This window comes from Streptomyces sp. NPDC053541 (assembly GCF_044544705.1).
GTDB lineage: Bacteria > Actinomycetota > Actinomycetes > Streptomycetales > Streptomycetaceae > Streptomyces.
On record NZ_JBITXM010000005.1, the window covers coordinates 540,668 to 559,458 of the forward strand.

The 18,791-nt window shown below is 74.5% G+C and carries 17 protein-coding genes; 11 read left to right on the forward strand and 6 right to left on the reverse strand.

The window, feature by feature from the left end:
* Positions 1-85: 85 nt before the first annotated feature.
* The 4 genes from ACIGW2_RS16210 (at position 86) to ACIGW2_RS16225 (ending at position 4,323) form a co-directional block, all read left to right on the forward strand.
* On the forward strand, positions 86-1,324 hold the full coding sequence (locus ACIGW2_RS16210) for an amino acid deaminase/aldolase (RefSeq protein ID WP_399844080.1): 1,239 nt from the start codon (positions 86-88) through the stop codon (positions 1,322-1,324).
* A 65-nt stretch (positions 1,325-1,389) separates the two neighbouring features.
* A complete protein-coding gene (locus ACIGW2_RS16215) occupies positions 1,390-2,004 on the forward strand; it encodes a TetR/AcrR family transcriptional regulator (protein ID WP_391656918.1) in 615 nt (204 codons plus the stop codon).
* A 417-nt stretch (positions 2,005-2,421) separates the two neighbouring features.
* Entirely contained in the window at positions 2,422-3,942 is a 1,521-nt protein-coding gene (locus ACIGW2_RS16220) for an MFS transporter (protein WP_399844083.1), read from the forward strand.
* Positions 3,943-4,110: 168 nt separating this feature from the next.
* Positions 4,111-4,323 carry a hypothetical protein gene (locus ACIGW2_RS16225; protein ID WP_361588056.1) on the forward strand — a complete coding sequence of 71 codons (213 nt, stop codon included), beginning with the start codon at positions 4,111-4,113 and terminating at the stop codon, positions 4,321-4,323.
* Positions 4,324-4,339: 16 nt separating this feature from the next.
* On the opposite strand, the gene ACIGW2_RS16230 is transcribed toward ACIGW2_RS16225, so the two are convergent.
* Positions 4,340-4,975 (reverse strand): hypothetical protein, encoded by a 636-nt coding sequence (locus ACIGW2_RS16230; RefSeq protein ID WP_399844085.1) that lies wholly within the window; start codon positions 4,973-4,975, stop codon positions 4,340-4,342.
* A gap of 299 nt (positions 4,976-5,274) precedes the next feature.
* Between ACIGW2_RS16230 and ACIGW2_RS16235 the strand changes: the two genes are divergently transcribed.
* The 4 genes from ACIGW2_RS16235 (at position 5,275) to xdhC (ending at position 11,051) form a co-directional block, all read left to right on the forward strand.
* Entirely contained in the window at positions 5,275-5,730 is a 456-nt protein-coding gene (locus tag ACIGW2_RS16235) for a DUF4383 domain-containing protein (RefSeq protein ID WP_391656915.1), read from the forward strand.
* 587 nt (positions 5,731-6,317) lie between these two features.
* On the forward strand, positions 6,318-7,862 hold the full coding sequence (locus ACIGW2_RS16240; RefSeq protein WP_399844087.1) for a xanthine dehydrogenase small subunit: 1,545 nt from the start codon (positions 6,318-6,320) through the stop codon (positions 7,860-7,862).
* Positions 7,859-10,240 (forward strand): xanthine dehydrogenase molybdopterin binding subunit, encoded by a 2,382-nt coding sequence (gene xdhB, locus ACIGW2_RS16245; RefSeq protein ID WP_399844089.1) that lies wholly within the window; start codon positions 7,859-7,861, stop codon positions 10,238-10,240. Before ACIGW2_RS16240 ends, xdhB begins: the two co-directional genes overlap by 4 nt.
* Position 10,241: 1 nt before the next feature.
* Positions 10,242-11,051, forward strand: coding sequence for a xanthine dehydrogenase accessory protein XdhC (gene xdhC / locus ACIGW2_RS16250; protein ID WP_399844146.1), 810 nt, complete (start codon positions 10,242-10,244; stop codon positions 11,049-11,051).
* A 48-nt stretch (positions 11,052-11,099) separates the two neighbouring features.
* On the opposite strand, the gene ACIGW2_RS16255 is transcribed toward xdhC, so the two are convergent.
* Both ACIGW2_RS16255 and ACIGW2_RS16260 read right to left on the reverse strand, forming a co-directional pair.
* A complete protein-coding gene (locus ACIGW2_RS16255; protein ID WP_399844091.1) occupies positions 11,100-12,455 on the reverse strand; it encodes an MBL fold metallo-hydrolase in 1,356 nt (451 codons plus the stop codon).
* A 161-nt stretch (positions 12,456-12,616) separates the two neighbouring features.
* Positions 12,617-13,510, reverse strand: a complete 894-nt coding sequence (locus ACIGW2_RS16260) for an NmrA family NAD(P)-binding protein (RefSeq protein WP_399844093.1) — start codon at positions 13,508-13,510, stop codon at positions 12,617-12,619.
* A gap of 184 nt (positions 13,511-13,694) precedes the next feature.
* Here ACIGW2_RS16260 and ACIGW2_RS16265 point away from each other — a divergent pair, with 184 nt between their 5' ends.
* On the forward strand, positions 13,695-14,114 hold the full coding sequence (locus ACIGW2_RS16265) for a Rieske (2Fe-2S) protein (RefSeq protein ID WP_399844094.1): 420 nt from the start codon (positions 13,695-13,697) through the stop codon (positions 14,112-14,114).
* A 12-nt stretch (positions 14,115-14,126) separates the two neighbouring features.
* Here the strand turns inward: ACIGW2_RS16265 and ACIGW2_RS16270 are convergent, their stop codons facing one another.
* Positions 14,127-14,786: a cysteine hydrolase gene (locus ACIGW2_RS16270; RefSeq protein WP_391656909.1), complete on the reverse strand. Its 660-nt coding sequence runs from the start codon at positions 14,784-14,786 to the stop codon at positions 14,127-14,129.
* 81 nt (positions 14,787-14,867) lie between these two features.
* Here ACIGW2_RS16270 and ACIGW2_RS16275 point away from each other — a divergent pair, with 81 nt between their 5' ends.
* Positions 14,868-15,326 (forward strand): pyridoxamine 5'-phosphate oxidase family protein, encoded by a 459-nt coding sequence (locus ACIGW2_RS16275; RefSeq protein WP_391656908.1) that lies wholly within the window; start codon positions 14,868-14,870, stop codon positions 15,324-15,326.
* A 99-nt stretch (positions 15,327-15,425) separates the two neighbouring features.
* Here ACIGW2_RS16275 and ACIGW2_RS16280 read toward each other — a convergent pair whose 3' ends face one another.
* Positions 15,426-16,331, reverse strand: a complete 906-nt coding sequence (locus ACIGW2_RS16280) for a LysR family transcriptional regulator (RefSeq protein ID WP_356060917.1) — start codon at positions 16,329-16,331, stop codon at positions 15,426-15,428.
* 74 nt (positions 16,332-16,405) lie between these two features.
* On the opposite strand from ACIGW2_RS16280, the gene ACIGW2_RS16285 reads away from it, so the two are divergent.
* Positions 16,406-17,392, forward strand: coding sequence for a DMT family transporter (locus ACIGW2_RS16285; RefSeq protein WP_399844097.1), 987 nt, complete (start codon positions 16,406-16,408; stop codon positions 17,390-17,392).
* A gap of 59 nt (positions 17,393-17,451) precedes the next feature.
* Here the strand turns inward: ACIGW2_RS16285 and ACIGW2_RS16290 are convergent, their stop codons facing one another.
* Positions 17,452-18,783, reverse strand: a complete 1,332-nt coding sequence (locus ACIGW2_RS16290; RefSeq protein WP_399844099.1) for an aminotransferase class I/II-fold pyridoxal phosphate-dependent enzyme — start codon at positions 18,781-18,783, stop codon at positions 17,452-17,454.
* Positions 18,784-18,791 lie beyond the last annotated feature (8 nt).

Below are 18,791 nucleotides of genomic sequence, written 5' to 3' on the forward strand. Positions count from 1 at the left end.
GTCAAGAGATGCGACCTCTTGACTTGGACACTTGTCCAAGAGAGGTTGGCGCCGCCCGGTCCGCCGACAGAAAGGCCCGTCCGCCATGGGAAGCCCGACGCAGACCGCCACGAAGCGAGCTCTCGACGGGACGACGGCACCGGCCGGCTTCGCCGCGCTGGACGAGGCCACGGCGGAGCTCCAGCCGCCCTTCGCCGTCGTCGACCTCGGTGCCCTGCGCGCCAACGCGGCGCAGATGACCCGGCGCTGCGGCGGCAAGCCGATCCGCCTGGCCAGCAAGTCGCTGCGTTGCCGCCCCCTGATCGACCACGTGCTGCGACTGCCCGGCTTCGCCGGGATCCTGGCCTTCACCCTTCCCGAGGCGCTGTGGCTGGCCGAGACGCACGAGGACGTCCTCGTCGGCTACCCGTCGGTGGATCCGGTCGCGCTGCGCCGCCTGGCCGGAGACGACGAGCTCGCGGCCCGCGTGACCCTCATGGTCGACTCCGTCGCCCATCTCGACCTGCTTGCCGCGGTCGTCGGCCCGGACGGCCCGCCGCTGCGCGTCTGCCTCGACCTCGACGCCTCCCTGCGCGTCCTCGGCGGCCGGATCCACCTGGGCATGCGCCGGTCGCCCGTGCACTCGGCCGACGAGGCCCGCGACCTGGCCCGCGCGGTGCTCGCCCGGCCGCGCTTCCGGCTCGTCGGCATCATGTCGTACGAAGGGCAGATCGCCGGCGTCGGCGACGACCGGCCCGGCCCGGCCCTCGCCCGCACCGCCGTCCGGCTGATGCAACGGATCTCCGCACGCGAACTGCGCGAGCGCCGCGCCGCCGCCGTCAGGGCGGTACGGGCCCTGACGCCCCTGGAGTTCGTCAACGGCGGCGGCACCGGCAGCCTGGAGGGCACCTCCGGCGAACCCGCCGTCACCGAACTCGGCGCGGGCTCCGGCCTGTACGCACCCGGCCTCTTCCACCACTACCGCGGCTTCCGCCCGCTGCCCGCCGCCCACTTCGTCCTTTCCGTGGTCCGCCGCCCCGCGCCCGGCCACGTGACCGTGCTCGGCGGCGGCTGGGTCGCCTCCGGGGCGCCCGGCACCGACCGGCTGCCCACCCCCGTGTGGCCCGCCGGTCTGCGCTACGTGCCGCGCGAGGGAGCCGGAGAGGTGCAGACCCCGCTCACCGGAGAGGCGGCCGACCGGCTGCGGCTCGGCGACCGCGTGTGGTTCCGGCACGCCAAGGCGGGCGAACTGTGCGAACGCGTGGACCGGCTGCACCTCGTCGACGGCGGCAGGATCGTCGACGTCGTCCCCACCTACCGGGGAGAGGGCCACGCCTTCCTGTGACCCGGGGCTTTGACCCGGGGTACGGTGCCCCCGACCTGCCCCACGCCACGATCCAGGGAGCCCCCATGGCCCGCCAGTCGGCCGACGCCCGCCGCGAGCAACTGGTCGAGGCCGCCATCCGCGTCATGATCCGCGACGGCGTCGCCAAGGCCACCACCCGAGCCGTCGTCGGCGAGGCCGGGCTCCCCTTGGGCGCCTTCCACTACTGCTTCCGCTCCAAGCAGGAGCTCCTGCACAGCGTGATCGAACGGATCATGCTCAGATCGCTGACGTTCGCACCGGCGTCCCCCGCCCACGGCGACGGCCCCCGCGACATCATCCGCTCCACACTGCACGCGTACTGGGAGGGAATCCGCGCCCGCCCCGCCGAGCACCTGGTCACCTACGAGCTCACCCAGCACGCACTGCGCGAGCCGGGCCTCGCCGACGTGGCCCGGCGCCAGTACCAGCACTATCTCCAGGCCAACATCGACCACCTCGAGGCCATCGCCGAGCTCGCCGGCATCCACTGGACCGTCGAGGTCCCCGTCCTCGCCCGCTACGGCCTGAACTTCCTCGACGGCCTCACCCTCAACTGGCTCATCGACCGCGACGACACCCAGGCGCTGGCCGCCCTCGACGCGTACGCCGAGCACCTTGCCGGCGTCGCGGCGCCCGGCAGGCCGCGGATCCCCGAATAGGGAGGGGACCGTCCGGGAGACGGTTCGGCGCGGACACCGGGCCGGCCGGGCGGACGAAGACCGGCACCACCTCCTCCGCGCTCCGCGCCGCGGCCCTGAGCGGCGGATGGTCCTCCGTTCGGGGCGGACGGATGCGCGGTACCGGCCACTCGACGCAGCGGGCCGGGCCCGGTCGGGCCCCTCCGGAACGAGATCCCGGGCCGGCTGTCGCCCCCGTCCTCGCCGGGCGGAGATCCGCCCGGCGCCGTCCTTCCCGCGTACCGAGCGTGCGGGACCACCGGGCGCGACCCCGAGGCCCGCTCCTTGAGATGGTCAAGTATTTACTTGACGACCTCAAGCATCGCCCCCTACCTTCGACGTATTACTTGAGGACATCAAACATCTACGAACTGAAGCACCAAGAAGGTTCCCCCGCTCATGAGCCACCAGACCGCTCCGCCCGCCGCCGACCCCCGGCGCGAGACGCTCGTCGTCTTCGCGCTCAGCCTCGCCGCCATGGTCGTGTCGATGATGCAGACCCTGCCGGTCCCGATCCTCGGCCTCATCCGCGCCGACCTGGGCACCTCGGCCGCGAACGTGAGCTGGGTGACCACCGCCACCCTGCTCTCCGCCGCCGTCTTCACCCCGCTGCTCGGCCGCTTCGGCGACCAGCACGGCAAGAAGCCCACCCTGGTCGCCGTCCTCGGCGTCATGGTCGCCGGCTCCGTCGTCGCCGCCCTGGCGACCTCGCTCCCCCTGCTGATCCTCGGCCGCGTCCTCCAGGGCGCCGCCACCGCGATCTTCCCGCTGGCCCTCTCCGTGCTGCGCGAGGAAATCCGCCCGCAGAAGCTGCCCGGCGCGATGTCCCTGGTCAGCGGCACCCTGGCGTTCGGCAGCGGCCTCGCGCTCGTCGCCACCGGCCTGCTCACCTCCGGCTCCGACGCCGACTACCGCAGCGCCTTCTGGATGGCCACCGGCTTCGCCGCGATCGCCCTCCTCGCGGTGGTGTTCCTGGTCCCCGCGACCCGCCACAAGACCGGCGGCCGCACCGACTTCCTCGGCGCGCTCACCCTCGGCGCCACCCTGCTGCTGCTCCTGCTCCCGATCTCGCAGGGCCACGAGTGGGGCTGGACCTCCGGCCGTACCCTGGGCAGCTTCGCGGCCGCGGCCGTCATGACCGTCGTCTGGGTCCTCACCGAGCTCAAGGTCCGCGAACCCCTCGTCGACATGCGGATGTTCGTGCACCGCCCGGTGCTCATGGCCAACCTGGCCGGCGTCCTCGTCGGCTTCGGCATGTTCGCCAACTTCCTGGGCGTCTCCTACCTCGTCCAGATGCCCGAGCCCCTCACCGGCTACGGCTTCGGCGCCTCGATCCTGCGCGCCTCCGTGGAGTTCCTGCTGCCCGGCGCGATCGTCTCGCTGCTCGCCTCGCCGATCGGCGGCCGCCTCGTCCGCCACCGCGGCCCCCGCACCGCGCTGACCCTGGCTGCCGCACTCGGCGCCGTGGGCTTCGGCTGGCTCGCCCTCGACCACGGCCACACCGCCTCCGTCATCGGCGCCGGCGTGATCGTCGGCGCGGCGGTCAGCTTCGGTTACGCGGCCATGCCCGCCGTCATCATGGCGAGCGTCCCGCACCACCAGAGCGGCATCGCCAACGGCATCAACTCCATCTCCCGCTCCACCGGCAGCGCGATCGGCAGCGCCGTGGTCACCACGATCCTGGCCTCGCGGACGATCGAGCACCTGCCCGCGGGCGTCCCGGCCCTGCCCGCGGAGTCCGGCTTCACCCTCACCTTCTGGATCGGCGCCGCCGCCTTCGCGCTCGTCGCCGTCATCGCCCGCCTCGGCCTGCGGGCCCGGCAGACGGCCCGCACCGAGCGGGTGGGCGCGCCGGCCACCGTGGAGGAAGCCCCCGAGACGGCGACCGCGGCCACGGCCACTGCCGCCGCCACGGCATGACGAGAGGGGAGCGGGCCGCCGGACGGCGGGCCCGCCCCCTTTCGTTTCCGCACCCGCCGCCAGGGCCCGCCGCCGCCCCGCCCGGCGGGTGCCGGTGTCCTCGGCCGGCCGGCGTCGTTGACCAGGCCGCACACGCACGTCCTGATGCTTCTCTCGGAAGGCGGTTCCATGAGGTCCACGTTCGTCGGTGGAGTGCTGTTGGCCGGGGCCGTGGCCCTCGGCTCGGCCGGAGCGGCCCTGGCCGCCGGCCCGGGCGACGGCCAGGCGCCGGATCCGCGTCCGGCCGCGGCGCCGAGCGTCGCGCAGGGCACGCCGCCGCTCGACAACCTGCCCCTGTCGGGCAACCAGCTGTCGCCGCTCGGGACCCTGCTCGGCAGCTGACCGGCGGGCCGGGTGGTCAGGCCATGCGCCGGGCGCTCACCGTCCAGAAGACCGCGAAGCCCGTCCACAGGGCGGCGAAGGCCCAGACGACGGGGTGCCCGCCGAAGAGGGCCATGGAGCCGAGCCACCCGGCGCCGAAGGCGATGAAGAGCCAGCCGTAGCCGGAGAAGGAGAGGAGGCCGGAGGGCCGGCCGCTCACCGCCGCCCAGGCGCCGATGCCGAGGAGCAGGCAGGCGGCCGCGAGCCACAGCCGGACGCCCGTCTGCGAGGCCGGCGGGTACGTGCGGGTGTGCCCGCGCACATCCAGGCCCACCACCTCGTCCCGCCACAGCCGCAGCTCGGCGCGGTCGCCCGCCCTGGCCTCCCGGTACGTCTCGGAGGCCACGCCCAGCCACTCGGTGCGGCCGCTCCACGCGACCCTGAGGTCGTAGTACGGGGTGCAGGTGGTGGTGCCGGCGCCCCCGGTCGTGCCGGCGTTCGTGCCGCCGCCGGCGCCGCTGGTCGTGCAGTGCTCGCCCTCCCGCCGGTCGAGGACGGTGCCGGCCTCGCGCCGTACGCAGGCGCCGCCGTCGTCCGTCTCCGCGCAGAGCGGCGCCCGGCGGTAGTCCATGGTGGCGCCGTATCCGTCGACCACCTGCTGCGCGCAGAGCACGAGGGCCCACCCGACTGCGAGGAGGACCAGCCCCCGTAACCACGGGGGAAGCCGCTCCCGGTACCAACTCCGCCCGTACGGCCGTGACTTCACGCTCCGGTGATGCCCGCCCTGCGCGGGCGTCAAGCACGGGGCGGCCGGCCGCGCGGTACTGGTGGGCGAGGGGGCCGGGGCGCGGCGACGGGCGGATTCCGGGCCCGCGTCGCCCGGCCGGCCATGAATCGCGTGGGGCGGGGCACCCGCCGGTCGAGCGACCGTGCCCGGCGGTGCGCCGGGCGTGTGGGCAGAAGGGAACCGCCATGATGACTCGAAGCCGCTCCTCGGCCGGCGCGGCATCACCTCTCCGGACGGCCGCGCTGCTGGTCGGCGCGGTGTTCCTGGTGGTCGGGATCCTCGGGTTCGTTCCGGGCGTGACCACCGGCTACGACGCGATGACCTTCGCGGAGCACGACTCGGGCGCCGAGTTGTTCGGCGTCTTCCAGGTGTCCGTGCTGCACAACATCGTGCACCTGCTGTTCGGCGTGGCCGGCATCGCCATGTCGAGGACCGCGCCCACCGCCCGCTCGTACCTCGTGGGCGGCGGGCTGATCTATCTCGTCCTGTGGCTGTACGGACTGCTCATCGACCTCGGCAGCGACGCCAACTTCGTGCCGGTGAACGAGCCCGACAACTGGCTCCACTTCGGCCTGGGCCTGGCGATGCTCCTGATGGGCCTGTTCCTCGGCCGGGCCGCCGGGCGCGCCCGGCGCGCCTGACCCGGACGTCCGCCCCTGGTGTCCCCAGGTGCGGACGGGCTCTTGACCATGGTCAGGGCAGCAACTACTTTGCGGGGCATCGGACCATGACGACCGGAGGGAGGCGACCGTCGGATGTGCACCAGCTCTGACCTGGGTCGCCTCGCCCGCAGCACCGTCTGGGTACCGGGTCGCATAGCGCACGGCTGCTGACAGCGCCGTTCCGGGGCGCCGCGGGAGCGCGGCGCCCGTCTTCCGCACCTCCGTCGCGCGCCCGCGCGCTTCCGTTCCGGCGTCCTCCGTGGTCTGCGCCTCCCGCGCGTTCGCCGCGGTCCTCGGCGTCCCGCGCACCCGACCGGTGCCGGCGCCCCCCGACGACGCCTCCTTCTCCTCCCCCGCGGTACGCCGCCGGCGCGCCCTCCCCGGCGCGTGCGGCGCCCTCCGCCTCCCGTGGTGCCGCAGCGCACCCCGCACACAGAAAGCTCCCGAGCCTTGGCCGACACGGCGCACCCGACGCATCCCACGCCACCGACCGCTCCGACGACACCGACCACACCGACCACACCGACGGTCCTTCGCGCGCACCCGCGCCGTGACGGGAGCCCGGCATGACCGAGCCGCGGATCACCGTCAACGGGACCGAGGCGCCGATCGCCCCGGCCGCCCCGCACACCACCGTCCTCGACTTCCTGCGCGAGCGCGGCCTCACCGGCACCAAGGAGGGCTGCGCCGAGGGCGAGTGCGGCGCCTGTTCGGTCCTCGTGGCGCGGCCCGGTGTGGAGAGGCCCACCGACTGGGTGGCGGTCAACGCCTGCCTGGTGCCGGTCGCCGCCCTCGACGGGCAGGAGGTCGTCACCTCCGAGGGCCTCGCCACCGCCGGAGCGCCCGGCACGGCGCCCGCCCTGCACCCGGTGCAGGAGGAGATGGCCGTCCGCGGCGGCTCCCAGTGCGGTTACTGCACGCCGGGCTTCGTGTGCAGCATGGCCGCCGAGTACTACCGCCCCGACCGCTGCGCCCACCCGGCGCCGTCCGCCGACGCGGCCGGGGCCGACGGCGACGGGGACGCCGAGCACGGCCCGAACGGCTTCGACCTGCACGCGCTGAGCGGAAACCTGTGCCGCTGCACCGGCTACCGCCCGATCCGCGACGCCGCCTTCGCGGTCGGCGCGCCCGCCGAGGACGACCCGCTGGCCCGGCGCCGCGACCAGGCGCCGCCCGCGCCCGTCGCCACCCGGTACGCCCAGGGTGACCGCTCGTTCGTCCGGCCCGGCACCCTCGCGGAGGCCCTGCGGCTGCTGCGCGAGCGGCCCGACGCGGTGGTGGTCGCGGGCTCCACGGACTGGGGCGTGGAGGTCAACATCCGCGCCCGGCGGGCGGATTGCGTGGTGGCCGTCGACCGGCTGCCCGAACTCCGCGCGCTGCGCGTCGAGTCCGACGCGATCGAGATCGGCGCGGCGCTGACGCTCACCGAGATCGAGCGCCGCCTCGACGGCTCCGTGCCGCTGCTCGCCGAGCTGTTCCCGCAGTTCGCGTCCCGGCTCATCCGCAACGGCGCGACCCTCGGCGGCAACCTGGGCACCGGCTCCCCCATCGGCGACAGCCCGCCGGTGCTCCTGGCCCTGGAGGCGTCGGTGCTGCTCGCCGACGCCGACGGCGAGCGGGAGGTCCCGCTCGCGGAGTACTTCACCGGGTACCGGCAGAGCGTGCGCCGGCCCGGCGAGCTGATCCGCGCGGTGCGGATCCCGCTGCCGCTGTCGCCCGTCACGGCCTTCCACAAGATCGCCAAGCGGCGCTTCGACGACATCTCCAGCGTGGCGGTCGCCTTCGCGCTCGACCTCCGGGACGGTGTCGTCCACAAGGCGCGCATCGGCCTCGGCGGCGTCGCCGCCACCCCGGTCCGCGCGCTCGCCACGGAGGCCGCCCTGGAGGGCATGCCCTGGACGGCGCAGACGGTCGAGGCCGCGGCCGCGGTGCTGCGCGCCGAGGGCACGCCCATGGACGACCACCGGGCCAGCGCCGCCTACCGCTCCGCGATGCTCGGCCAGAGCCTGCGGAAGCTGTACGCGCGGGCCGCCGAGCCCCGTACCACCGGAACCCGTGCGCCCGAGGCGCCTGCCACCGAGGCCCGTACCACCAAGGCGGTGTCGTCATGAGCCAGTTGTCCCAACGCCCCGAGAAGCCCGTCGTCGGGCTGCCGCTGCCGCACGAGAGCGCCGCCCTGCACGTGACCGGCACCGCGCTCTACACCGACGACCTGGTGCAGCGCACCAAGGACGTGCTGCACGCCCACCCCGTGCAGGTGATGAAGGCGCACGGCCGGATCACCGCGCTGCGCACCGAGCCGGCGCTCGCCGTCCCGGGCGTGGTGCGCGTGCTCACCGGCGCCGACGTCCCGGGGGTCAACGACGCCGGGATGAAGCACGACGAGCCGCTGTTCCCGGACGAGGTCATGTTCCACGGGCACGCGGTGGCCTGGGTGCTCGGCGAGACCCTGGAGGCGGCCCGGCTCGGCGCCGCGGCCGTCGAGGTGGAGCTCGACGAACTGCCCTCGCTGGTCACCCTGCGGGAGGCGATCGAGGCCGGGAGCTTCCACGGCACCCGGCCCGTGATGGTGACCGGCGACGTCGACGCCGGCTTCGCCGACTCCGCGCACGTCTTCAGCGGCGAGTTCCAGTTCTCCGACCAGGAGCACTTCTACCTGGAGACGCACGCGGCGCTCGCCTACGTCGACGAGGCCGAGCAGGTCTTCGTGCAGAGCAGCACCCAACACCCGTCCGAGACGCAGGAGATCGTCGCCCACGTCCTGGGCCTGCACAGTCACGAGGTGACCGTGCAGTGCCTGCGGATGGGCGGCGGCTTCGGCGGCAAGGAGATGCAGCCGCACGGCTTCGCCGCCGTCGCCGCGCTCGGCGCGAAGCTGACCGGCCGCCCGGTGCGGGTGCGGCTCAACCGCACCCAGGACCTGACGATGTCGGGCAAGCGGCACGGCTTCCACGCCACGTGGCGGGTCGGCTTCGACGCCGAGGGGCGCATCCAGGCCCTCGACGCCACCCTGACGGCGGACGGCGGCTGGAGCCTGGACCTGTCCGAGCCGGTCGTCGCGCGCGCCCTGTGCCACATCGACAACACGTACTGGATCCCCAACGCCCGCGTCGCCGGCCGCGTCGCGCGCACCCACAAGGTTTCCAACACCGCGTTCCGCGGCTTCGGCGGACCGCAGGGCATGCTGGTGATCGAGGACATCATGGGCCGCTGCGCGCCGCTCCTCGGCCTGGACCCGACGGAGCTGCGGGAGCGCAACTTCTACCGGGCGGGCCAGTCGACGCCGTACGGGCAGCCGGTCACCCGCCCCGAGCGGATCACCGCCGTCTGGGAGCAGGTCAAGAGCGACGCCCGCTTCGACGAACGGCGGCGCGAGATCGCGGCGTTCAACGCCGCGCACCCGCACACCAAGCGCGGTCTCGCACTCACCGGCCTCAAGTTCGGCATCTCCTTCAACCTCACCGCCTTCAACCAGGGCGGCGCGCTCGTGCTGATCTACAAGGACGGCTCCGTCCTGATCAACCACGGCGGCACGGAGATGGGCCAGGGCCTGCACACCAAGATGCTCCAGGTGGCGGCGACGGCGCTGGGCGTCCCGCTGCACAAGGTGCGGCTCGCCCCGACGCGTACCGACAAGGTCCCCAACACCTCCGCCACCGCCGCGAGCGCCGGGGCCGACCTCAACGGCGCGGCGGTGAAGAACGCCTGCGAGCAGCTGAAGGAACGGCTGCTCCAGGTCGCCGCGACGCAGCTCGGCGTCAACGCCTCGGACGTACGGATCGTGGACGGCGTCGCGCGCGCCCTCGGCCGCGAGGACGAGCTGCCCTGGGACGCGCTGGTGCGCACCGCGTACCTCCAGCGGGTCCAGCTGTCGGCGGCCGGCTTCTACCGCACGGAGGGCCTGCACTGGGACGCGGGGACCTTCCACGGCTCGCCGTTCAAGTACTTCGCGCACGGCGCCGCCGCGGCCGAGGTCGAGGTGGACGGCTTCACCGGCGCGTACCGCCTGCGGCGGGTGGACATCGTGCACGACGTCGGCGACAGCCTGTCCCCGCTGATCGACATCGGCCAGGTCGAGGGCGGCTTCGTGCAGGGCGCCGGCTGGCTGACCCTGGAGGACCTGCGCTGGGACACCGGCGACGGGCCGAACCGGGGCCGTCTGCTGACCCAGGCGGCGAGCACGTACAAGCTGCCGAGCTTCTCGGAGATGCCCGAGGAGTTCCACGTCACGCTGCTCAGGAACGCGACCGAGGAGGGCGCGGTGTACGGCTCGAAGGCGGTGGGCGAGCCGCCGCTGATGCTGGCGTTCTCGGTACGGGAGGCGCTGCGGCAGGCCGCGGCGGCGTTCGGCCCGGACGGGGTGAGCGTCGAACTCGCCTCGCCGGCGACGCCGGAGGCGGTGTACTGGGCGATCGAGTCGGCGCGCGGTGCCGCGGCGGGCGCCGCCGCCGTCGCCGGAGCGTCGGCCGACGTGCCGGCCGGTGTCTGACGTGACGTGGTTCGCCGCGGTCGCGCGGCTGCGGGCGCGCCGGGAGCCCGGCGTGCTCGTGACCGTCGCGACCGTGCGCGGCCACGCCCCGCGCGACGCCGGCGCGAAGCTGGTCGTGGGACGGAGCGGGACCTGGGGGTCGATCGGCGGCGGCAACGTCGAGGCCGTCGTCATCGACCGCGCCCGGGAGCTGATCGCCTCGTCCCAGCGGGAGCCGGAGCTGATGGATTTCGCCCTGAACGACAAGGTGACCGGCCGGCACGGCGTGCAGTGCTGCGGCGGCGCGGTCTCGGTGCTGCTCGAACCGCTGCCCGTGGCACGGGCGGTGGCGATCTTCGGCGTGGGGCACGTCGGAATGGAGCTGGCGCGCATCCTGGCGCGCCAGGAACTGGACCTGCATCTCGTGGACTCCCGCGCGGACATGCTCGCGCAGGAGCGGCTCGCCGCGCTGGCGGACGCGGTGGCGCAGGTGCACGTACACCACGCGCCGCTGCTGCCCGAGGAGGTGCTCGCCGAACTCCCCCCGGGCACGCACGTCCTGATCATGACTCATGATCACGCCGAGGACGCGGCGCTGTGCGACGCGGCGCTGCGCGCGGATCATCTCGGTTCGATCGGGCTCATCGGCTCGGCGGCCAAGTGGGCGCGGTTCCGCAGGCGTCTGGCGACCGAGGGCGGCCACGACGAGGCGACGATCGACCGGATCAAGACGCCGATCGGCCTCGCGTACGTCACGGGCAAGGAGCCCGCGACGATCGCGGTGAGCGTGGCCGCCGACCTGCTGCGGGCCTTCGAGCGGGAGGACGCCTGAGGAGGGCGTTCCGCGTCGACCGCGGGAGGGGCCCTCCGGGCGTCGGGCTCAAGGGGCGTAGGCGAGTTCGGCCTTGGTGATCGAGGCGCCTTCCACGGTGAAGGCGTAGAAGGCGCCGAAGCCGCCCGTGCCTCCCGGCGCGAACTGCACCAGGAGACGCTGGTGGCCGGGGCGGGTCTCGGCGACCCTGAGCACGGTCAGCCGGCCGCCGATGACCTCCTTCTCGGCCCAGGCGCGGATCGCGGCGCGCCCCTGGATGCGCCGGCCCACGTCGACGACCTCGGCGTCCGCGGCGAACGCGCCCGTCAGGGCGTCGAGATCACCCTTGTTGACGGCGTCGACGTAGGCGTCGACCGGGGGCAGCAGCGCGGCTTCCCGCGGCTTGTCGGAGCAGGCCGCGGGGAGCCTGGCGGGATTCTCGGCGGTCAGTTCCCGGGCGACGGCCTTGATGTTCTCCTGGACGAGGGTCGGCAGGTCCGCGACCGGCGGGTGACCGGGGTAGGAGCGCCCCATCTCGGTGGTGATCGTCTTCTGTTCGCCGGGGGCGACCGTCCGCCCGGCGGGCGAGCCGGCGGCGACGGCGGGCCGGACGAGGTCGCGGAACCGCACGAGGTAGTCGCGCTGCTGGGCGGCGAGCTGCGTGGCGGGGCCCGGCAGGCCGTGCCCGGGGTAGGTCGTCCTGGCTTCGGGGAAGCGCCGGCCCAGTGCGTCGAGGATCTGCAGCCAGCCGCAGCTGTTCCCTTCGAGCAGGGCGGGCGTGACCTTGCTGGTGGCCAGGTCGCCGGCGAACAGGTCGCCGGTGTCGGGGCGGTAGTAGACGGTCGCGGTGTCGGACTCGCCGTGGTCGAAGGTGGCGGTCTCGAAGCGCAGGCCGGCGACCTGCAGTGGCGTACCGTCCTGGAACGTCCTGTCGGCGTAGGTGATCCGGGCGGGGAAGGCGGAGTTGGCGGAACGGGCCAGCGGGTAGAAGCCCCGCTTGTCCTCGCGCATGGCCCGGTCGGTCGACGCGGAGGCGTAGAGGGGCGCGTCGGGGAAGGCCTCGTGGAAGGCGCCCGCGCCACCGACGTGGTCGGGGTGCGAGTGGGTGAGGAGCACGGCGGCGACGGGCGTCCCGGTCTTCCTGATGGCCTCGATCGCCTTCCGGGCGTCCGCGGGAGTGCGCAGGGTGTCGACGACGACCAGGCCGTCCGGCGCCGTGATCCAGTAGGTGTTGACGGAACCGGGGTCGGCGGAGGCGAAGCGTCCCGGCGGGGCCGCCTTCGTCTGCGGGGCCCGCGGGGTCCCGGGACTCCGGGAGGCCCCGGGCTCCTCCGCCCCGGGGCCGTTCGCGCAGCCGGCCAGCAGCGCGATCGCGCACGCGGCGGCGGAGCCGGTGCCGAGTAAGCGTCGCAGTCTCTGGTTCATCGTTCTCCTGGTGGCGAGCGCCGGCCGCACGACCGGGTCCTGCTGCCGAGTGGTCACAACCGATCATCTCTGCAAGGGCGTTGCGGAAAACTCTGGTACGCCGAAATCGGCGGGAACACCCTGCGGCGGGGTCATCCGGCCACGCGCGCCGCCGGCCCCGGTCAGGCCGTGCGGGACCCGGCGCCGGCGTCGCCCGTGAACGCCGCGGCGTGGTCGGCGGCCCACTGGCGGAACGTGCGGGGCGGCCGGCCCAGGAGGTCGGCGACCGTGCTGGTGAGGTACGCGGGCCGGCCGACGGACGCGTTCCAGGCGGCGAGCAGCATGTCGACGACCGGGCCGGGGGCGCCCGACCGGGTCCTGAACTCCTCGGGCGGCATCTCCTCGTACGCGATCCGGCGGTTCAGGGCGGCGCCGATGGCGCTCACCTGGGCGGCGTGGGTCAGCGATTCCGGCCCGGTGAGGACGTAGTCCCCGCCGATGTGGGTCTCGTGGAGGAGGGTGCGTGCCACGACGGCCGCGATGTCGCGGTCGTCGACGGGGGCCGCCTCGGCGGCGGCGCAGGGCCAGCGGACGACATCGCCCGCGCGCAGCGCCGGCGCCCACCAGGCGAGCGCGTTCGAGGCGAACATGCCGGGGCGGACGATCGTCGCTCCGAGGCCGGCGGCCGCGATGAACCGCTCGATGTCGGCGTGCAGCAGCGCCATGGGGTTGGGCTGCTGGAAGAACGGGTGCGGGGTCCGGTGCGGGGAGGAGAGGAAGACGACCCGCGGTACGTGTGCGGCGATCCGCTCGACGACCGCTTCGGCGCTGCCGGGCGGCGCGGTCCAGACGAGGAGTGCCGCGCCCGCCCCCTTCAGGGCCGGGTCGAGCGTCTCCGGCACGGTGAGGTCGCCGAGGACGACCTCGACCGCGGGCGGCAGGGTCGCGGCCGCCTCGGGGCGGCGGACGAGGGCGCGGACCGGTGCGCCGGCGTCGAGGAGGTGGTCGATGACGATCCGGCCGACCCGGCCGGTGGCGCCGGTCACGAGGACGGGTGCGAGGTCGCTGTGCTTCATGCCCTCATGAAAACATTACCGAGTTACATATTCAACTCGGTTTCCTTTGCGGGTCCGCGCCGTCGCGGGGGCGGCGTCCAGTCCCCCGCGCGATCCGTTGCCCGCGCCCTGCTGACGTGGCGCCCCTCCGTCCGCCAGCATGGGCGGCGCACGGGGACCACGCGGAACATGCGAGAGGGACGAGATGAGTGGTGTGGCGCGCAGGACCGTCGTCGCGGCGGCGGGCGGAGCGGGTCTGACGGCCGCCCTGGCCGCCTGCGGCGGGAGCGGTGACGGCGGGAAGAACGGCTCCGGCGGCACGGAGGTGCACGAGGAGAACGCGCCGCTCGCGAAGACCGGCGACATCCCGGTGGGCGGCGGGAAGGTGCTCGCCGACAAGGGTGTGGTCATCACGCAGCCCAAGCAGGGCGAGTTCAAGGCCTATTCCTCGCGCTGCACGCACCAGGGCTGCGCGGTGGGCAGCGTGGCCGACGGCGTGATCGTCTGCCCGTGCCACCAGAGCCGCTTCGACGTCAACGACGGCAGCGTGAAGCAGGGGCCGGCGACGAAGCCGCTGGAGCCGATGCCGATCGAGGTGACCGGCGAGGCGATCCGGCTGGGCTGACGCCGCGAGGGGTCAGCCGGAGGTCGGGCGCGACGCGCGCCGGGGCGCCTTCCAGCAGCCGAGCAGCTCGTCGGTGGTGGTGATGGTGGCCACGAGGGCCAGGGTGTTGCGGATCATCGCGGGGGTGTAGTCGGCGGGCACGCCCGCGATGGCGTCGGAGGGCACGACCACCGTGTAGCCGAGGTTCACGGCGTCGAACACCGCGTTGGGGACGGCGACGTTGGCGGAGACGCCGGTGACGACCAGGGTGCGGCAGCCGAGGTTGCGCAGCAGCGCGTCGACGTCGGTGCCGGCGATCGGCGAGAGGCCGTGCAGCCGCCGCACCACCAGGTCCTGCGCGGCCACCTCGATCGGCGCGGCGATCCGTACGGCGGAGCTGCCGGTGTACTGCTGCACGGGGAGCCGGGCGGCGGCCCGGAACAGACGCGCGTTGTGGTTGGCACCCCGCCCGTCGGGGCGCCGTTCGGCGACGGCGTGCAGGACCTGGACGTCGGCCGCGTGGGCGGCGGCGACCAGTCGGGCCACGTTGCGCAGGGCCCCGGACGCGCGGGCCACCGCGGCGAGTTCGGGCAGGGCGCTCTCGCTGCCGACCACCCCCTGCTGGCACTCGACCGTGAGCAGCACGGCACCGTCCGGTGCGAGCAGTTCCCTGAGCTGTTCCCGCTGTCCCATGCCGTCCGCCTCCTTGTCGCCGGCCACTCCCAGGCCCCATGATTTCTGACACGCCATCAGAAATCCAGAAGGGTGCGCACGATGACCGTCGCACAGCGCCGCGGCCGCAGGATCATGATGACCCCCGCCGAGCTCGACGCCTTCCTCACCGAACAGCGCACCTGCCGGGTCGCGACCGTGTCGGCCGACGGCCGCCCGCACGTCAGCGCGCTCTGGTTCGCCTGGGACGGCACCTCGCTCTGGCTCTACTCGCTGACCCGCAGCCGCCGTTGGGCCGAGCTGCGGGCCCGGCCCCAGGTCGCGGTCGTGGTCGACGACGGCGTGGAGTACGGGGAGCTGCGCGGCGTGGAGCTGTCGGGCACCGTGGAGTTCGTCGGCGAGGCCCCGCGCACCGGCGAGCCCTGCCCCGAACTGGAGGCTCCCGAGCGCCTCTTCGCCGCGAAGAACTTCGGCCTGGACGCGATGCCGCACGACGGGCGGCACGCCTGGCTGCGGCTCACCCCGGAGGCGATCGCCTCCTGGGACTTCCGCAAGATCTGACGCGGCCCCGGCCCGGTGGCACGCACCCCGGCCCCGGCCGCCCCCGCCCCTCCCGGTCACCTCATCCGTCGTACACGGGCCCCGCCCGGCCCGGTCACCTCACCCGTCGTACGCGGCCCCCGCCTCGCGCAGCGCCGCCACGACCGCGCGGATCGAGGGGCGGCGGCCCGCGTCGGCGCGCCAGGTGGCGTAGATGTGCCGGCGCACCGGCTGGCGCACCGGCACGAAGGACACCCCGTCCATGGTCGCCGGGCGGCCGAGCCGGGGCGCCACGCACACGCCGAGCCCGGCCGCGACCAGTGCGAGCTGGGTGTGGTGGTCACCGGCGACGTGCGCGATGCGCGGCTCGATGCCCTTGTCGCGCAGCGTGAACATCAGCCAGTCGTGACAGAACTCGCCGGCCGGCCAGGACACCCACTCCTCGTCGGCGAAGTCGTCGAGCTCGACGGAGGCCCGGCCGGCCAGCGGGTGGTCGGCGGGCAGCGCGACATCGGCGGAGTCGTCGAGCAGATGGGCGCGCTCCAGCCCGGCGGGGACGGGCGCCCGCTTGTTGTTCCAGTCGAGGACGACGGCGAGGTCGCTGTCGCCGCGCAGCACGTCCCGGGTCCCGAAGTCGGGCTCCAGCTCGGCCGTGTGGACCCGCAGTTCGGGGTGGGCGGAGCGGAGGGACCGGATGGCGGCGGGGAAGAGACCGCGCATCGCGGTGGGGAAGGCGGCGATCCGCACCTCGCCGACCACCTGGCCGCGCTGCGCCTCGATGTCCGCCTGGGCGAGCTGCACCTGCGAGAGGATCCGGGCGGCGTGCTCGGCGAGCAGCAGTCCGGCGTCGGTGAGCCGGATCCCGCGTCCGCTGCGGGCGAGCAGCTGCTGCCCGATCTCGCGCTCCAGTTTGGCCAGTTGCTGCGAGACGGCGGAGGTCGTGACGTGCAGTCCGTCGGCGGCGCCGCTCACCGAGCCGTGCCGCGCGACGGCGTCCAGGGTCCGCAGGCGCTCCAGATTCAACATGTAAGCGATTCTAAGAGGTCCCCTCCAAGAATTCTCGCTTGTACTACGAGGTCGGCTCGGCCAGGCTGGACGGCATGAGCAGCCCCGCCACCTCTTCCGCACCCCGCCGGCCGCAGGTCGACTGGCGCGTCCGCTTCGGCGCCCTGGCCCTGATCTGGGGCTTCAGCTTCCTCTTCATCAAGGTCGGCACGGAGGGCTTCGCGCCGTTCCAGGTGACCTTCGGCCGGCTCCTGTTCGGTACGGCGGTGCTGGCCGTCGCCATGGCCGTGAAGCGCGACCGGCTGCCGCGCGGCGCGCGCACCTGGGGCCATCTGACGGTGGCGGCCTTCCTGCTCAACGCGCTGCCGTTCTCGCTGTTCTCGTACGCCGAGCTGACCATCCCGTCCACGCTGGCGGGCATCTGCAACGCGACGACCCCGCTGTGGGGCATGCTCCTGTCGCTGGTGGCGCTCTCCGAGGACCGGCCCACCCGGGTCCGCGCGGCGGGCCTCGGCATCGGCTTCGTCGGGGTGCTCACGGTGCTCGGCGCCTGGCAGGGCTTCTCGGGCCTGGACGTCACGGGCACGGCGATGGCCCTGCTCGCCTCCTTCAGCTACGCGGTCGGCTGGATCTACGTCCGCCGCACCCTGGCCGGCACCGGCGCCTCGAACCTCTCCCTCGCCGGCTCCCAGGTCGGTCTGGCCACGCTCCAACTGGCCCTGGTCACCCCGCTCTTCACCGACTGGCCGGGCTCGGTCGAGGTGCTCCCGCTGCTCTCGGTGATCGCCCTGGGCGCGCTCGGCACGGGCTGCGCGATGCTGCTCCAGTACGGGGTGGTGGCCGAGGTGGGCCCGACGACGGCGTCCATGGTCACGTACTTCATCCCGGTGATCGCCACCGCCGCCGGCGTCGCGCTGCTCGGCGAGCAGCTCTCCTGGAACACCCCGGTCGGCGCGATCGTCGTCCTCGCGGGCGCCGCCCTCACCCAGACCCGTGCCCCTCGCCGCAGCTCCCCGGAGCCCCCGGTGGCCGCCGCCCCGCCCCGCACCGCACGGCCCGAGACGACGGCCGGCCGCTCGTAGCCCCGCCATCCGCTCGTAGCACCGCCATCCGCTCGCGGCGCCACCCCTGCCGGACCCGCTCAGCCGTAGCTCCGGGCCGGCGCCGGCCCCGCCGCGTACGCCACCGCGTCGGCCAGCGGTTCCAGGTCGGAGCGGCCGAGGCCCGAGACGGTGAGGCGGACCGCCGGGCCCGCGTCCATGCGGAAGCGGGCGCCGGGGGCGACCGCCCAGCCCGCGGCGAGGAGCCGGGCGACGGCGCCGGTCTCGTCGGCGACCGGGACCCAGACGTTCATGCCGCTGCGTCCGTGCGCCTCGACGCCGCGCCGGGCGAGCGCCCGCACCAGGCCGTCGCGCCGCGCCCCGTAGGAGGCCGCGACCTCGGCCGGGTCCACCGCGCCCGCGGTCCACAGGTGCACGACCGCCCGCTGGAGCAGCCGGCTGACCCAGCCGGGCCCGAGCCGCTGCCGGCCGAGCACCCGGTCGACGGTCTCGGGGTCGCCGGTGAAGGCGGCGATCCGCAGGTCGGGGCCCCAGGCCTTGGCGACCGAGCGCACGAAGACCCACTTCCCCTCCCCCGTGGCCAGCGGGTGCAGCGGCTGCGCGACGATGCCGTGCCCGTGGTCGTCCTCGACGAGCAGCACGTCCGGGTGGGCCGCGAGGACCGCGCGCAGCGCGGCGGCCCGCTCGGCGGTGACGCAGGCGCCGGTCGGGTTCTGGGCGCGGTCGGTGACGATCACGGCCCGGGCGCCGGCGCGCAGCGCGCGGGCCACCGCCTCGGGCAGCGGCCCCTCGTCGTCCACGGCGACCGGCAGGGGCCGCAGACCGAGGGCCGGCACCAGGTCGAGCAGGCTGCCCCAGCCCGGGTCCTCGACGGCCACGGCGTCGCCGGGCCGCAGATGGGCGGCGAGCACCCGCTCGACCGCGTCGAGCGAGCCGGACGCGACGCCGACGGGCCCGGCGGGCACCCCGCCCGCGTCGAAGGCGGCCCGGGCGAGCCGGGCGAACTCCTCGTCCACCGGCGCCTCCCCGTACATCGGCGGCCGCTCGGCGTACTCGCGCGCGACGGCGGCGAGCGCCTCGGCGAGCGGCGGAAGCAGCGCGGGGTCCGGGCTGCCGTTGCTGACGTCCCGGACGCCCTCGGGGGCCTCGACCCGGAGGGAACCGCGCGCGGTGGTCGCGGGGGCGGAGCGCACCCGGCTGCCGCGCCGCCCGTCGGTCTCGATCACCCCGCGCTCGCGCAGGGTGCGGTAGGCGGCGGCGACGGTGTTCGGATTCACCCCGAGGTCAGCCGCCAACTCCCGCATGGGCGGAAGGAGTTGTCCGGGCTTGAGCTGCCCGGTGCCGACTCCGCGCTCGACGCTGGCGGCGATCTCCGATGCGCGACGACCTTCGATCCGATACTCTCCTAGCACAAAACAGA